A 15,233-nucleotide genomic window follows, 5' to 3' on the forward strand; every position below is an offset into this window, starting at 1 on the left:
TGTAGATTCGCGGATTAGAATGTGCTTATGAATAAATTCAGACTAAAACCTCTCTTACAGGGTTTATTCCTGGCAGCCCTGACTGGTGGAGCAATTTCATCAGCGCATGCCCAGACCCAGCAAGATGGATTGCAAACCGGTGAAGCAGTATTTGAAGTGCTCGCCTCAGAAATTGCCATTCAGCGGGGTGAGGCTGGGTTGGCATATAACACCTACCTGGAAATGGCTCGTCAATATAAAGATCCTAGGCTCGCCCAAAGAGCTATGGAAATTGCGATTGCAGGTGGATCTCCTGATTTAGCCATGCAAGCAGCCAAAACATGGGATGAACTATCTCCAAACTCGGATACAAAACCCAAAGAAGTATTGGTGACCCTCTTGGTATTAAGCAACCGCTGGAATGATGCAGTAAAGCCAGCCATTGCTTTACTACGCCAACAAACACCTGCGGAACAAGAAAATACCCTCTTACAGTTACAAGCATTACTAGCTAAAGCGAAAGATGAGTCTGAGGCCTTACGCGCTTTTTATGACATTGCATCTTCTGTCAAGATTCCTCCCAAGGATCCTGGCTTACTTTATACGTACGCCATGTCTGCTGAAAAAGCAGGTCACATTGATGTAATGGAAAAAACTTTGCGCGATATTTTGCGCAAGAACCCAAATGATGTGAATTCGTTAAATGCTCTTGGTTACTCCTTAGCTGATCGCAATATAAAGCTACCTGAAGCACTTACACTCATTAGCAAAGCACATCAACTCTCACCAAAAGATAGTTTTATTTTGGATAGCCTAGGTTGGGTAAACTTCCGTCTTGGCAAAAATACACTTGCCTTAGAACAGTTGCAGCAAGCATTTGCCATGAAACCAGAAGCAGATATTGCAGCCCATACTGGTGAAGTGTTATGGGCAATGAATCGCCGTCCTGAAGCAGAAGAAATGTGGCGTCAAGGACAAAAGTTAGATGCCAATAATCCAACCCTCAAAGAAACCTTACAACGTCTAAAGCCTGACTGGGCAAAGGATGACCAGATTTCCAAGGGCTCGTGGGATGGGCGCTTTTCAGTCAAAGTGATTGGTTTAACTGAGTCGCAAAACCAAGGTGGCTCTGGTGGCTTTACTTTGACCCAAGACGCATTAAAAGATGTTTTAGAAATCCGTAGCCCTATGGGCGGATCAATTGCGAAAATCACTATTACACCTGGTGAAGCTACGCTCGAAAGTGATGGCAAAGTTGTTACTGCATTGGATGCAGATACATTGGTACAAAATACTTTAGGCCTTCCGCTACCAGCGCGTGGACTATCCAATTGGTTAAGAGGCGAAGTGCGCCCCGGAAGCGAAGCAAGTATCGAGAGAAACCCCAAGGGTCAAGTGAGCAAAATTAGTCAAGACGGTTGGGACTTGGTATACACATGGAGTAATACCAATCGGCTTGAAAAACTGATCATGACACGCAGCTCTAATATCGGCTCGATTGATATTCGCCTCGTATTTGATCGCCCGAATGATTAAGCAAAACCATTATGGCGAACTCTGATCAGTTAACACTTCGGTCGCCAGCCAAGCTCAATCTTTTTCTTCATATCATTGGGCGCAGAGATGATGGATATCATCTACTTCAATCTGTTTTTCAGCTGATTGATTGGTGCGATACCATTCACTTAAAAAGCATTTCTGAAAACGAAGTGCGCCGCATTAATGCAATCCCTGGCGTTCCGCCCGAACAAGATTTAGTCGTACGCGCGGCAAACTTACTCAAAGATTTTTGCAAGATTGAAGCTGGTGTTGAAATCGATCTTCAAAAAGAAATTCCGATGGGTGCCGGTATGGGGGGTGGATCCTCTGATGCAGCTACTACCCTAATTGGCCTGAATGCCCTTTGGAATCTCAATCTATCCAAAGAAACGCTTTGCACCCTGGGATTAAAGCTTGGGGCTGATGTCCCATTTTTCATTTTTGGTCAAAATGCCTTTGTTGAAGGCATTGGGGAGAAAATTCATGCAATTTCCCTTCAAAGCCCTGATTTTTTGGTGCTCTTTCCCAATAAAGGCATAGCAACCGTTAGCATTTTTCAAGACCCGGAATTGACCCGAGATCACGCTCAGATTACAATTGATGGCTTTCTTGCATCGCCAATGTCATTTCAGTCCAATGATTGTCAGGCGGTAGCGATGCGGATTTGCCCAGAAGTGAAGCAAGCTTTGAATTGGATTAACCAGGCAATACCGGGCTCACAGCCCCGAATGTCTGGCTCTGGAAGTAGCGTTTTTGCAGTCTTAGATCCTAAGACTGACACCGCAAAACTAGAAAATCTTTTACAAAATCTTCCTAAAGGGTGGGTAGGCCGGATTGTTCGGGGGCTAAATAAAAATCCCGCTTACAATTTGGTTTCTTCAGATTAAGCTGTAGGGGAATCGCCAAGCTGGTTAAGGCACTGGATTTTGATTCCAGCATGCGAAGGTTCGAATCCTTCTTCCCCTGCCAAATACTGTAGAAACGATAAAGATAACCTTTTGACCCCATAAAACCCTTAAGACTATGTCCTCCACAAACGCAGATTTATTGACTCTTTTCACAGGCAACGCAAATCCCGTTTTGGCTGAGGCTGTAGCCAAAGAACTCAATCTCCCAATGGGAAAAGCCTTTGTTGGCCGATTCTCCGATGGTGAGATCCAAGTAGAAATTCAAGAGAACGTTCGCGGCAAGAATGTCGTGGTCATCCAATCAACCTGCGCACCTACAAATGACAGCTTGATGGAACTCATGATCATGATTGATGCCCTGAAACGAGCATCTGCAAGCTGCATAACCGCAGTGATTCCTTACTTCGGTTATGCCCGTCAAGACCGCCGCCCTCGTTCTGCACGCGTTGCAATCTCTGCTCGTATTGTGGCTAACATGCTTCAGTCAGTTGCTGGCATCGAACGCGTTTTGACAATGGATCTTCATGCAGATCAAATTCAAGGCTTCTTTGATATTCCGGTAGACAACATCTATGCTTCCCCAGTCCTTTTAGCTGACCTAGAAGCACAGAAGACCAAAAAAGATCTGATCATCGTATCTCCAGATATTGGCGGTGTAGTACGCGCCCGCGCAATGGCCAAGCAATTAGGCACTGATTTAGCCATTATTGATAAACGTCGCCCTAAAGCGAACGTATCTGAAGTAATGCACCTGATTGGCGAAGTAGAAGGCCGTCACTGCGTCATCATGGATGACATCATCGATACCGGTGGAACACTCTGTAAGGCCGCTGAAGCGCTTAAAGAGCGTGGTGCCAAGGGTGTTACCGCCTACTGTACTCACGCCGTGCTATCAGGCGGTGCTGTAGCCCGTATTGCTGCTTCTGAATTAGATGAGCTAGTAGTCACCGACACCATTCCTCTGACGCCAGAGGCGATGAAAGTGTCCAAAATTCGTCAATTGAGCGTCGCTCCGATTCTTGCTGAAACCCTTTCCCGCATTAGCAAAGGTGATTCAGTGATGTCGATGTTTGCTGAATAAGCCAAAAATCACCGTTTTACCCCAGTTTTTGGTAGTTTTAAGCCTTTTGTAGGCAAAAACTTCCTTTCCCACGATATAATCGAAGGCTTTTCCGTTTGGTCGCGAACGGAAATTAACCTTAATTAGGAAATTCATCATGAAAGTAGTTGCCTTTGAAAGAAGCGTACAGGGAACGGGTGCGAGCCGCCGTCTGCGCAATTCCGGAAAAACTCCGGGAATCGTTTACGGTAGTAAAGATCCAGTTTCGGTCATCGAGTTAGACCATAACGCGTTGTTCCATGCTCTCCGCAAGGAAGCATTCCACTCATCCATTCTGGATTTGGAAATTGATGGCAAGACACAAAAAGTGTTGTTGCGCGATTACCAAATGCATCCATTTAAGCCATTGGTATTGCACATTGACTTCCAGCGCGTATCCGCGACTGAGAAAGTTCATATGCGCGTTCCATTGCACTTCACCAATGCTGATTCCTCAGCTGCCGTTAAATTGCAAGGCGCTGTTATTAGCCACATCCTTACTGAACTTGAAGTTTCTTGCTTACCAGCAGACTTGCCAGAGTTCATCGAAGTGGACTTGGCGAAGATTGAAGTTGGTCATGGTGTTCACGCTAAAGATCTTGCATTGCCAAAAGGCGTTACTTTGGTATTACATGTTGAACAAGAGAACCCAGTACTTGCAAACGCACGTATTCCAGCGGTTAAATCTGCTGATACAGAAGCAGCTCCTGCGGCACCAGCTGCAGCAGCTCCTGCGGCCGATGCTGCAAAGGATAAAGCTTAATTTATTAGCTAAATCGCTTGTACTAGAAGGCCTGCGCAAGCGGGCCTTTTTTATTGCTTTAAATTTTCATTCTTTTTTGGCGAAATACTTTTATATCTTTAAACTCTCAGCATGACTAAATTAATTGTTGGCTTAGGCAACCCTGGAGACGAACACGCAGTAGACCGGCACAATGCTGGCTTCTGGTTTATTGACGCCTTGGCAAAACAACTAAGCACTCGCTTTGAATCAGAAAAGCGCTTTCATGGAAAAGTGGCAAAGGCGAAATGGGAAGGTGAAGATCTTTACTTACTCAAGCCCAGCACTTACATGAATCTTAGTGGTCAGTCAGTTGGGGCGCTTTGCCGCTTTCACAAAATCACTCCAGCAGATATTTTGGTGGTGCAAGATGAGCTTGATCTCAAGCCGGGTACTGCGCGCCTAAAGCTAGGCGGAGGAACTGGCGGCCATAATGGTCTAAAAGATATCCAAGCCCATTTAAGCACTCCTGATTATTGGCGTTTACGTCTAGGAATTGGCCACCCAAGAGATTTAGCGGGTGATGGGCGCCCTCTGGATGTTGCTGATTATGTATTGCGTAGACCACAATTAGCCGAGCAAAAACTGATCGATGCCAGCATTGAGAATGGCTTGCAAATATTGCCACTCTTTTTAAAGGGCGATACCCAAACAGCCATGATGGAGCTGCACTCTAAGGGCTAACCTAGTTAAGCCGCTTAGTTAAGCTGCTCAGTTAAGCAGCATTAGTCTTTTTGGCGGCAGTTAAAAGCTTGAACTTCACCATCAATTGGTCTTGAGTTTCTGTGTGCTCAGGATTAAATGGAATGCAGTCAACTGGGCAGACCTGGCGACACTGAGGCGCATCATAGTGACCTACGCATTCAGTACATTTATCAGGATTGATTTCGTAAATCTCCAGGCCCATATATATCGCATCATTTGGACATTCTGGCTCGCATACATCGCAGTTGATGCATTCGTCTGTGATCATTAAAGCCATGGTTTACTCGCCAATGTCACTCTTTTTACTCTTTATTCTGAGTGCCTGCTGCAATTTTTTGGACTAGCCATTTTTCCACTGATGGGAAAACAAATTTACTCACATCGCCACCCATTGAAGCAATCTCGCGCACAAAGGTACCAGAGATAAATTGATATTGATCAGATGGAGTTAAGAACAAAGTTTCAACATCGGGTAACAAATAACGATTCATACCGGCCATTTGGAACTCATACTCAAAGTCGGATACCGCACGTAAACCACGCACAATCACACGTGCATGATGCTCGCGAGCAAAATCTTTCAGCAAACCAGTAAAGCCAACGACTTTGACATTGGGGTAGTGGCCAAGCACTTCCTTCGCAATATCAATGCGCTCTTGTAATGTAAAAAATGGCCGCTTGCTACGACTATCAGCAACACCCACAATCAACTCTTTGAAAATGCTTGACGCACGGCGTACCAAGTCCTCGTGACCACGAGTAAATGGATCAAATGTTCCAGGGTATACGGCAACTGTCATAACGTTCCTAAGGCTTTATCGGCTACAGGCAAGAGTTTAGCCCCTTCCACTCCGAAATAGACAAGCTTTTACCTGTCCAGCCTCTAAGTATTTTCCACAATGCCAGTCGGGGAGCAGGGCTTCTACCTCCTCGCGTGGACGGCTAGAGGGAAATTCCACATAAATACCACCACCTGCTGAGTCATCGCACACCCTGCGAGCTTCAATAACCGCGCGACTCAATAGACTCGAATCCTGAAATGGCGGATCAATAAAAATCAGATTGCTGGAACGATCTGGCTGCTGTTTCAGAAATTCAAGGCTATCGCGTTGTAGAATTTCTACAATCCCAGCGGCTGGCGAAGACTGCAATAGAGCAAAATTAGCGCTTAAATGTGCACAAGCCTTTTTATCCATCTCAAGCAGCACTACAAATTCAGCCCCTCGTGAGGCAGCCTCAAAACCTAAAGCACCAGTCCCTGCAAAGAGATCTAAGCAGCGTAAGCCTGTTAAGTCTTGCCCCAGCCAATTAAATAACGTTTCGCGAATACGGTCAGTTGTAGGACGCAAACCCGGAAGATCCAGAACGGTTAATAACCGACTTCTCCAGTTACCACCAATGATCCGAACCCTCTTTGGTGGCTCTGCTTTTAGATTCTTGGTGGGCTTATTTATTTTTTGCTCCCAGCACAACAATCTTCATGCGATCCATTGCAAGATATTTTTTGAATGCCGCATTTACCTGATCCAAGGTAACCGCCTCAACTTGCTTAGTCCATATATCCATCGTATCAAGTGGTAAATCATTCCATACGATTGAAGATACGTTATCCAATAACTTACGATTGTTATCAATACGCAGCGGATAGCCGTTTACTAGATTTGCTTTCGCAGCAATGAGCTCAGACGGAGTAGGTCCATCAGCAATAAATTGACCTATTGTTGAGCTCATGACTTCTAAAGCCACTGAAGCTTGATCATTCTTGGTTTGTAGGCCTGCTTGGAAAATGCCATTATCTTTTCCGGGGGCGAAATAACTAAACACACTGTAAGCAAGACCGCGCTTCTCTCGCACTTCAGACATCAGGCGAGACACAAACCCGCCGCCACCTAGAATGTAGTTACCCACAAGTAAAGGGAAGTAGTCGGGGTTGTTGCGAGCTACCGCCGTCATCCCCATCGCAATGTGAGCCTGTTGCGCATCAAAAGGAATTTCAATTTCTCTTTGTGACAAGGGCTCTACAGGGGAGCGTTGTAACTCCGGTAATTTCGTAATAGCTTGGCCTGATTGAGGAATTTGTTTTAACAAAGCCTGAACGATTTCGTTTGCCTGAGGACGATCAACATCACCAACAATACTCACAATCATGCGATCACCACGGTAAAACTGTTTGTGAAACTCCTTCAAGTTATTTGTATTGATAGTGCTAACAGATTTTACAGTTGGAGAATCAGCCAATGGGTAGTTACCGTAAACTGATTTTTTAAAGCGACGCTCGAGGACAAACTCGGGTTTCGTTTCGGCCTCCAACAAGCCTGTAATCGTTCTTTGCTTCTCACGCTCAACGATTTTTGAATCATAAGTCGGTGCACTTAACATGGCGGAAGCTAGTTGCACCGCTCTATCGCGCAAGTCTTTTCTACTGAGACTACGGATACGCAGGATGGCGCGCTCACCACCCACTGATAAGCCAATATTTGCACCTAGGTCAGCGATTTCATCGGCAATTTGGGCCTCATTCAATAAGCCCTTATCACCACGGGCACCATAATTCATTAGGGCTGCAGTCATATCCGCAAGCCCACTCTTCCCTGCCGGATCATAGCGGTCGCCCGCATCAATACTGACCTCGATATCTACCATAGGCAGGGCTTTAGTTTGAACTAGATAAGCTTTAGCGCCTTTATAGGAATCTAACTTTTCGATAGGCAAGATGGCATGTACATTACCGAGAAAACCAAAAGTAAATAGGCAAGCGGCGAGACTCTTTACGAAAGGATTCATTATTTACTCTCCTTGCCTACGGATTTACGAGCTTGGGGATCTAGAACGGCGATTGTCAAACCATCGTCAACCAGATATTTTTTGGCAACCGCTTGAACTTGTTCAGGGGTAATGGTCTGCATTTTCTCCAACATGTAATCAATGTCTTTCCAAGAAAATCCTGCCATCTCTGAACTGCCGATTTCCATTGCCTGGCCAAAGATAGAATCACGCTTATAAATTTGCTCAGACAAAATACGTACTTTAATTCTCTTGAGCTCAGACTCTAATATTCCTTTTTGCTTTATCTCTTCAAGCGCCTTCCGAATGCTTACTTGCGCTTGATCAACTGTTTTACCTTTGGCCATCGTTGCGCCAATTAAAAATAGTTCTGGCCCACGCGAGATCATGTCATAACCCACGCCAACGTCATTGACTACCTTTTCTTGCTTAACAAGGGTGCGATTTAAGCGTGCATTGTCATACCCATCAAGCACTGCTGTCAGGAGCTCTAAAGCATAGGGCTCAGGGTCATCTAACTTACCAGGCTCAAGACGAGGAGCTTTCCAAGCCATAGACAATTGGGCGCTATCAGCCGGGGCCTTAACCTGGGTCTGCTTAATACCTTTTTGCGGCGGCTCAATTTGTGGCTTACGAACCGGTAATTCGTGGGCACTGGCTACACCATAATATTTTTCTACCAAGCCTAAAACTTTTTTTGAATCTATATCGCCGGTGATAACTACTGTTGCGTTGTTTGGTGCGTACCAACTGCGATACCAATCTCGCGCATCAGATGCCTTCATATTTTGCAAATCATTCATCCAACCAATCACCGGATGACGGTATGGTGAACTCATATAAGCAGTTGCCATCAATGATTCATTCAGCAAACTACTTGGATTATCTTCGGTGCGTAAACGGCGCTCTTCCATTATTACCTGGATTTCTTTTAAGAACTCTGCATCATCAAAATTCAGATTAGACATTCGGTCTGCTTCAAGCTTGATGACATCCTCCAGCTTTGATTGCTCAACTTGCTGAAAGTAAGCGGTGTAATCGCGTGATGTAAAAGCATTTTCGCGCCCACCGACAGCAGCTACTAAACGAGAGAATTCACCTGCTTTGACTTTGTCGGTGCCTTTAAACATCATGTGCTCAAGTACGTGGGCCACCCCAGTCTTACCATTGACTTCATCCATGGAGCCAGCTCGATACCAAACCATGTGAGCCACTGTTGGTGCGCGATGATCTTCTCTAACAATCAATTTAAGACCATTGCCTAATTGAAATTGATGCGTATCACCCAAATCAGGGCCAGCAGCCTGAGCCGATTGAGCAAATACGATGAATAGAAAGGAAATTCGGAGTAAATTGGAAAGCATCTGCTAAATCACCATATCCTTAGAATTAAATTGATAAGATGCAAGGTTTAAATTGTATCGATTATGTTCGGCTTACGTAAAACACTCGGATCTCTTTTCAAATCAAGCAAGGTTGATGAATCTTGGTTTGAAACTTTAGGAGAATCACTCATTCAAAGCGATGTGGGTCTCCCTACGACCGAACAACTCATCAACAAACTACGTAAAGCAGCAAAATCCGAAAAAGCTTCTAGCCCAGAAGAGTTGCAAGCACTTCTTATTCAAGAAGTGAGCGCACTATTAACTGCTATTGAACCTTCACCAAACCCCCTGTTTACAAGTGATAAGCCTAACACTCCAGAGGTGTGGTTAGTTGTAGGGGTAAATGGTGCCGGTAAAACTACGACCATTGGCAAACTCTGTCGACTCTTTCAGTCTCAAGGTAAATCGGTACTCCTAGCTGCAGGAGATACCTTTAGAGCTGCCGCACGTAATCAACTCCAGGAATGGGGTGGACGTAATCAGGTTGACGTGATCACTCAAGAAGGTGGCGATGCCGCTGCAGTTGCTCACGATGCCATTCACGCCGCCATCTCACGCAAGAACGATATTCTCATCATCGACACTGCAGGTCGTCTTGCTACCCAAGATAACCTCATGGAAGAGCTCAAGAAAGTAAAGCGTGTCATTGGAAAAGCGCTTCCCGGGGCGCCTCACCACACCCTCCTTGTTTTGGATGGCAATACTGGGCAGAACGGCTTAAGCCAAGTAAAGGCCTTTCATGCCGCTCTTGGTCTGACTGGCATCATCGTCACCAAGCTGGATGGCACCGCCAAGGGCGGGGTGATCTGCGCACTAGCCCACACCCTACAAGATGGCCCAAAACCCGCTGTTTTGGCTCTAGGTAAGGGAGAGGGGATCGATGATTTAGCCCCCTTCACAGCAGGGCAATATTCATCTGAATTATTCAATTAAATCAATAGTTTATATAGCATCTAAGTGGCATAATTACCATTAGCACTCTCTTGACAAGAGTGCTAAAATAGAAATCTATTAACACCTCATATTTATAAAAAAATGGTTCAAAAGAAATCTGACAAACCGAATTTGCAAACACTGCCAGTCGCGCAGACTGCGGCGGCGTCTGCATTTCCAATGCTGCCAACACTTGGAGTTGGTACCCTCGATTCATACATTGCGTACGTTAATCGCGTACCAATGCTTAGTGCTGCTGAAGAGTTACATCTTGCGCAGGAGTTTCATCGCACAGAAAATGTGGATGCTGCTAAAACTTTAGTTCTCTCGCATTTACGTCTAGTCGTATCTGTTGCTCGTCAATACCTTGGTTATGGCATTCCACATGCTGACTTAATTCAAGAAGGCAATATTGGTTTGATGAAGGCCGTTAAACGCTATGACCCAAATAATGGTGCGCGTTTAGTGTCTTATGCAATCCATTGGATCAAGGCAGAGATTCATGAGTACATTCTCAAGAATTGGCGTTTAGTCAAAACTGCAACGACTAAAGCCCAACGTAAGCTGTTCTTTAACTTGCGCAGCAATAAGCCTACATTGAGTGCACTTACCCCAAGTGAAGTAGAGGCTTTGGCTAAAGCCCTGGATGTTAAAGGCTCCGACGTTAAAGAGATGGAAATGCGCCTTGCTGGTGGCGACGTTGCACTCGAAGGCGATGACAGCGACGATGACTCTGCTTACGCACCGATTCAGTGGCTCGCAGATAACTCTCAAGAGCCTACTGCTCGCATTGCTAGCGCTGAGGCTGATGCCTTACAAGGTCCCAAATTAGATCAAGCACTGATGGCCTTAGATGAGCGTAGTCGCAATATTGTGCAATCTCGCTGGTTAGCAATGGATGCTGAAGGCAATGGCACAAAGACTCTGCATGACCTAGCTAGTGAATATGGCATCTCTGCAGAACGCGTTCGCCAAATTGAAACTGCTGCTCTTAAAAAGATGCGTGGCTTGCTACAAGCAGCATAAGTAAATTAAGCAATAAACGTAACAAACGCAACAAACCCCTCTTTTACTTCAGTAGCTCTTTCAAATCATGCGCCAAGGTCTCTGGGCCTTGAGCATGTTTGATATACAAACGTAGGTGACCCTCAGGATCAAATGCATAGCTACCTGCTGTGTGATCCATGGTGTATGAGCCCGGCTTAGTTCCCGGCACCTTCTTGTAATAGATCTTAAAGTCCTTAGTCACCTTCTCTAAGGCAGCCTCATCCGCAGGGCGTAAGCCTAAGAAACGGGGATCAAACGCAGGCACGTACTGCTTCAGAATCTCTGCAGTATCACGCTCTGGATCTACCGTGACAAAAAGCACCTGCACCTTGTCTGACTGAGGTCCCAAGAGGGTCATCACTTGCTGCATTTCAGTCAATGTTGTTGGGCAGATGTCAGGGCACTGGGTATATCCAAAGAACATTACCACTACTTTGCCCCTAAAGTCTGCGAGGGTTCTTACCTTGCCGTCAGGATCTAGCAAACTAAAGTCTTTACCAAAAGCTGAGCTACCGGTGATATCAATATTTTTAAACTCTGGCTTTGGACTACAAGCAGTTAATACAAAACAAAGAATTGCTAACATGCAAATACGCAAAAAATTCATATGGCTCTCAGATGAAATAGTGGTCTATCAGGAGCACTGCGAAGAGTAGCGAAAGATAGGTAATAGAAAAGCGGAAGGTCTTTTTGGCTAAGGCATCGCTGTATGAAATGAATAGCGCAACTACATAAGCCAAGAACATTAAGCCCAGAATAATGGCCGAGACCAAATAAATAATACCGCTCATTCCGTAGATATAAGGCAGCATAGTAGCCGCAATTAATATCAAGGTATAAAGCACCATATTGAGCAATGTAAAACGCTCCCCGTGTGTTGCAGGTAGCATCGGTAATCCCGATTGAGCATAGTCATCACGACGATACAAAGCGAGCGCCCAAAAATGTGGGGGGGTCCATACAAAAATAATCAGAACCAAGAGCCAAGCTTCTGCTGAGAGTGTATTCGTTACTGCTGCCCAACCCAGCGCTGGCGGCATAGCACCCGACAAGCCGCCAATCACAATGTTTTGGGGTGTAGCAGGCTTCAGTAACCAGGTATAGATCACTGCATACCCAACAAAGGTGGCAAGTGTTAGCCACATCGTCAAAGGGTTACAGAAGTTCCACAAAATGATCATTCCAAGTGAACCCAGAACAATTGAGAAAACAATAATGTGAAAAGGTGTAACCTCACCTGTGGCAGATGGACGCCAAGCTGTTCGCTTCATCTTGGCATCAACAGCTTGCTCAATCAAACAGTTCACGGCAAACGCTGCGCCAGCCAAAAGCCAGATACCTACAATACCGCCAAAGAGCACAGGGTAAGGGACCATCCCAGGTGTTGCCAAGAACATGCCGATCACCGCACAAAATACAGCAAGCTGAGTCACTCTAGGCTTAGTTAAAACCCAATATTGACGCCAACGTGGCATAGCCACTGGTGCGTTTGGTTTAGAGTCGCTCATATTTACGCCATCTTCTTCTGAATGAAAGGCTTCCAAGAAGCCCAATAACTCATTCTGACCAAACAGAATACCAAAGCCGCAGAGCCGGCAGTGTGCAATAAAGCAGCAAATAACGGCCACTGAAACACCACATTAGAAATACCAGTGATGACTTGCAATAAAAGCACTCCTAGCAATAGCTTAGCCACTTGACTAAGGCCTGATAGAACTGGGGTTGCTAGCGTAAGAGCACTCCAACCCAGAGCACCAAGCACGACCAATACCAGCATGGCAAAAAGGCGATGCGCCCAGTGGATTGTTTGCAAGGCCGCAGGTGAGATAAATTCCCCTTGCGCATTAAGCCCTAATTGACGCCAAAGAGTAAAACCCTCACTCCAATTAGTCTCAGGCCAAGCGCTTCCCAAACAGGTTGGGAAATCAGGGCACGCTAACACCGCGTAATTAGTACTTACCCACGCACCTAGAAAAATTTGGATGAATAAAACCATAAAAGAAACGGTGAGGAGTTGCGCAGAAAGCGGCCGCACCCGAATAGTGCGAATTGTAGAGGACCTACCCTCCCATGACTGCTGCGCATACGCAGTTAAGCAAGCCAACAAGACTAAGGCCAACATCAGGTGTGTTGTAACAATGATTGGCTGCAATTTCAGGGTGACAGTCCAAGCACCAAAGACGCCTTGAATGCAGACCAATAAAAGCAAGCCTGAGCTACCGAGCAAAGGATTTTTTCCCAAGGACTTCAGTTTAGAAAATGCAATAGCCACTTGTACTAAGATCAATGTGCCTACTGTCATGGCTAAGTAGCGATGAATCATCTCGATCCAGGCTTTTATAATTGTGACCGGCCCGGTAGGCCAAGCGCTCTCAGCTTGCTGTATATCCGTTAGCGCATGAAAAGGATTAGAAGTGCCATAGCATCCAGGCCAATCAGGGCAGCCCAGCCCAGAGTCAGTGAGGCGTGTAAATGCGCCAAATACAATTAGATCAAAGGTCATGAAGACCAAGACCCAATTGAGTTTTTGCAACAAGCTATAGCCAGGCTTTTTCCAAATGAACAAGAGCGGTAGACCAGCAAAAATAATAGCGATGGCTGCCAGCTCCAGAAATAAAATGAAACTGAGCATTACAAATTCTCGCCCTTGTGATTTAACTTCAGAAGCTTTTCCAAGTCCTTCTTCATACTAGAAAATTCTTTAGGCGAATTGGTCACTGGGAAATACATCATCTTTGCCGGACTTGGATCAATCAACTGAATTTCCTGTCCTATGCCTTCTTTATTTAGCCAAGCCTCAAAGTCAGTTCTTTGCTTTGGGTCGGAGGGCAATGTAAGCACCTTAAGCCCCGCCGTCTTTTCGTCATAAATCTTAAGGACCTCAGGGTCAACAGGCTTACCATCTGTGTTAACCCAGATTAATTGCAAGCGTTCGCTTTCTCTACCCATGGCAACTTTGGTTTGGCGCATCAGAAATAACGCCTCAATACATTTCTCATCTTTGATGTGGCATTCGCCAGATGGACGAGCAACCAAGAGAGTCCATTTACCCTGGAGGGGGGCATCAAGCCATGCCGCATTGAACTCTTGCGCTGGATATACAAGTGTTCCGAAATTGGTTTTTCCACCCTCAGGTTTAATCACATAATAAGCAAAGTAAGAAGCGAGAACTGGGGAAGCGCAAGCAAGCAATAACAACAACATCTGAATGCGGCCACGACGCGTACGTGCATTAATCGCAGATGTATCCACCTGTGAAGCCGGAATTAATAATTCTTTATCACTCACTCTTAATCCCCATTCGTTAATTCCTGTCGTTTATATTGCCGCAGGCCACTTAGTAACCAAAATAAAAATCCAGCAAAAGCCAAAGCAAACCACTGGAATGCATAAGCATAATGGCGATCTACTCCGCTTGTCAGGGGCGCCCAATCACGTAGCAAGCCATCCTCTGTGCCAACCTCAAGCTCACGCAAGATAAAAGGGCTTTGCGCCCAACTATGAGCCTTCCCTTCCGCCACTAAATCAAAATTTTGCTCAATTCTTGGCTTGTTGATATCGGCAGTAATCTTGCCACTCCCAAGCTCAAAGACTTTGCCGGGATGCGCAAATACGATCCCTTCAACATTGACCACCTTGTTTAGAGTGTGCACTGGCGGAAGCGTCTCACGATTTTCGTTATTGCGCGGCGCCCAACCCCGATTCACCCAAAGAACCTCGTCTTTCCCCTCAAGCCTCAAAGGCATCATCAGGTAAAAGCCGGACTGTGCAATCGCGCTCCCAGCAGGAGGGATAGGTCTTGGCCTATTATCAAGCCAAACTGCTGCCTCGGGAATATATTGTCCACGAGCAATCATACGGCGCTCACTCACCTCTTCCAAAGTCCATGGTCCTGCATTGGCACTTAAGATAGGCATTTGTTGACGAGCCTGTAAGTTCGCTGCTAAGGCAATTTTGGTATTAGCCCTACTTAATTGCCAAACTCCAGCACCACAGCCGATCGCAATCACCAGCAAGGCTGATAAAGTAGCAACTATGCGCTTGGTAACAAGGTTAAAAAACAGCTTATTCAA

The 15,233-nt window shown here is 45.7% G+C and carries 17 protein-coding genes and 1 tRNA gene; 8 read left to right on the forward strand and 10 right to left on the reverse strand.

Annotated features, from left to right (window positions below):
- Positions 1–27: 27 nt before the first annotated feature.
- The 6 genes from ICN36_RS00930 to pth all read left to right on the forward strand — a co-directional run bounded on the left by ICN36_RS00930 (position 28) and on the right by pth (position 4,990).
- Complete coding sequence (locus ICN36_RS00930) at positions 28–1,515, forward strand: lipoprotein insertase outer membrane protein LolB (RefSeq protein WP_216226597.1); 1,488 nt, start codon at positions 28–30, stop codon at positions 1,513–1,515.
- Between the two features lie 11 nt (positions 1,516–1,526).
- Positions 1,527–2,405, forward strand: a complete 879-nt coding sequence (gene ispE / locus ICN36_RS00935) for a 4-(cytidine 5'-diphospho)-2-C-methyl-D-erythritol kinase (RefSeq protein ID WP_216226598.1) — start codon at positions 1,527–1,529, stop codon at positions 2,403–2,405.
- Positions 2,406–2,410: 5 nt separating this feature from the next.
- Positions 2,411–2,487, forward strand: a tRNA-Gln gene (locus tag ICN36_RS00940).
- Between the two features lie 54 nt (positions 2,488–2,541).
- Positions 2,542–3,507 carry a ribose-phosphate pyrophosphokinase gene (locus ICN36_RS00945; protein ID WP_216226599.1) on the forward strand — a complete coding sequence of 322 codons (966 nt, stop codon included), beginning with the start codon at positions 2,542–2,544 and terminating at the stop codon, positions 3,505–3,507.
- 136 nt (positions 3,508–3,643) lie between these two features.
- Complete coding sequence (locus ICN36_RS00950; protein WP_216226600.1) at positions 3,644–4,288, forward strand: 50S ribosomal protein L25/general stress protein Ctc; 645 nt, start codon at positions 3,644–3,646, stop codon at positions 4,286–4,288.
- A gap of 111 nt (positions 4,289–4,399) precedes the next feature.
- Complete coding sequence (pth, locus tag ICN36_RS00955) at positions 4,400–4,990, forward strand: aminoacyl-tRNA hydrolase (protein ID WP_216226601.1); 591 nt, start codon at positions 4,400–4,402, stop codon at positions 4,988–4,990.
- 31 nt (positions 4,991–5,021) lie between these two features.
- Here pth and ICN36_RS00960 read toward each other — a convergent pair whose 3' ends face one another.
- The 5 genes from ICN36_RS00960 to ICN36_RS00980 are packed head-to-tail and all read right to left on the reverse strand — an operon-like array spanning position 5,022 to position 9,159.
- Positions 5,022–5,288 carry a YfhL family 4Fe-4S dicluster ferredoxin gene (locus ICN36_RS00960; RefSeq protein WP_216226602.1) on the reverse strand — a complete coding sequence of 89 codons (267 nt, stop codon included), beginning with the start codon at positions 5,286–5,288 and terminating at the stop codon, positions 5,022–5,024.
- A gap of 25 nt (positions 5,289–5,313) precedes the next feature.
- A complete protein-coding gene (coaD, locus tag ICN36_RS00965) occupies positions 5,314–5,811 on the reverse strand; it encodes a pantetheine-phosphate adenylyltransferase (protein WP_215391691.1) in 498 nt (165 codons plus the stop codon).
- Between the two features lie 36 nt (positions 5,812–5,847).
- On the reverse strand, positions 5,848–6,486 hold the full coding sequence (gene rsmD / locus ICN36_RS00970) for a 16S rRNA (guanine(966)-N(2))-methyltransferase RsmD (protein WP_370623364.1): 639 nt from the start codon (positions 6,484–6,486) through the stop codon (positions 5,848–5,850).
- Complete coding sequence (locus tag ICN36_RS00975; RefSeq protein WP_216226603.1) at positions 6,458–7,795, reverse strand: pitrilysin family protein; 1,338 nt, start codon at positions 7,793–7,795, stop codon at positions 6,458–6,460. Before ICN36_RS00975 ends, rsmD begins: the two co-directional genes overlap by 29 nt.
- Positions 7,795–9,159, reverse strand: coding sequence for a pitrilysin family protein (locus tag ICN36_RS00980; RefSeq protein WP_216226604.1), 1,365 nt, complete (start codon positions 9,157–9,159; stop codon positions 7,795–7,797). Before ICN36_RS00980 ends, ICN36_RS00975 begins: the two co-directional genes overlap by 1 nt.
- Positions 9,160–9,222: 63 nt before the next feature.
- Between ICN36_RS00980 and ftsY the strand changes: the two genes are divergently transcribed.
- Together ftsY and rpoH are read left to right on the forward strand one after the other, a co-directional pair.
- Entirely contained in the window at positions 9,223–10,113 is an 891-nt protein-coding gene (gene ftsY, locus ICN36_RS00985) for a signal recognition particle-docking protein FtsY (RefSeq protein ID WP_216226605.1), read from the forward strand.
- 102 nt (positions 10,114–10,215) lie between these two features.
- Positions 10,216–11,139, forward strand: coding sequence for an RNA polymerase sigma factor RpoH (gene rpoH, locus ICN36_RS00990; protein WP_216226606.1), 924 nt, complete (start codon positions 10,216–10,218; stop codon positions 11,137–11,139).
- A 43-nt stretch (positions 11,140–11,182) separates the two neighbouring features.
- Here the strand turns inward: rpoH and ICN36_RS00995 are convergent, their stop codons facing one another.
- Genes ICN36_RS00995 through ICN36_RS01015 form a run of 5 tightly spaced genes read right to left on the reverse strand, consistent with a single transcriptional unit; the run spans position 11,183 to position 15,233 of the window.
- Positions 11,183–11,767, reverse strand: a complete 585-nt coding sequence (locus ICN36_RS00995) for an SCO family protein (protein ID WP_216226607.1) — start codon at positions 11,765–11,767, stop codon at positions 11,183–11,185.
- Positions 11,768–11,774: 7 nt separating this feature from the next.
- A complete protein-coding gene (gene cyoE / locus ICN36_RS01000; protein ID WP_216226608.1) occupies positions 11,775–12,668 on the reverse strand; it encodes a heme o synthase in 894 nt (297 codons plus the stop codon).
- 2 nt (positions 12,669–12,670) lie between these two features.
- On the reverse strand, positions 12,671–13,792 hold the full coding sequence (locus ICN36_RS01005; RefSeq protein WP_216226609.1) for a heme A synthase: 1,122 nt from the start codon (positions 13,790–13,792) through the stop codon (positions 12,671–12,673).
- Entirely contained in the window at positions 13,792–14,448 is a 657-nt protein-coding gene (locus ICN36_RS01010) for a hypothetical protein (protein ID WP_216226610.1), read from the reverse strand. Before ICN36_RS01010 ends, ICN36_RS01005 begins: the two co-directional genes overlap by 1 nt.
- Before the next feature lie 2 nt (positions 14,449–14,450).
- Positions 14,451–15,233 (reverse strand): SURF1 family protein, encoded by a 783-nt coding sequence (locus ICN36_RS01015; protein ID WP_255531184.1) that lies wholly within the window; start codon positions 15,231–15,233, stop codon positions 14,451–14,453.

The sequence above is a fragment of the Polynucleobacter sp. UK-Gri1-W3 genome, from assembly GCF_018881595.1.
Classification (GTDB): domain Bacteria; phylum Pseudomonadota; class Gammaproteobacteria; order Burkholderiales; family Burkholderiaceae; genus Polynucleobacter.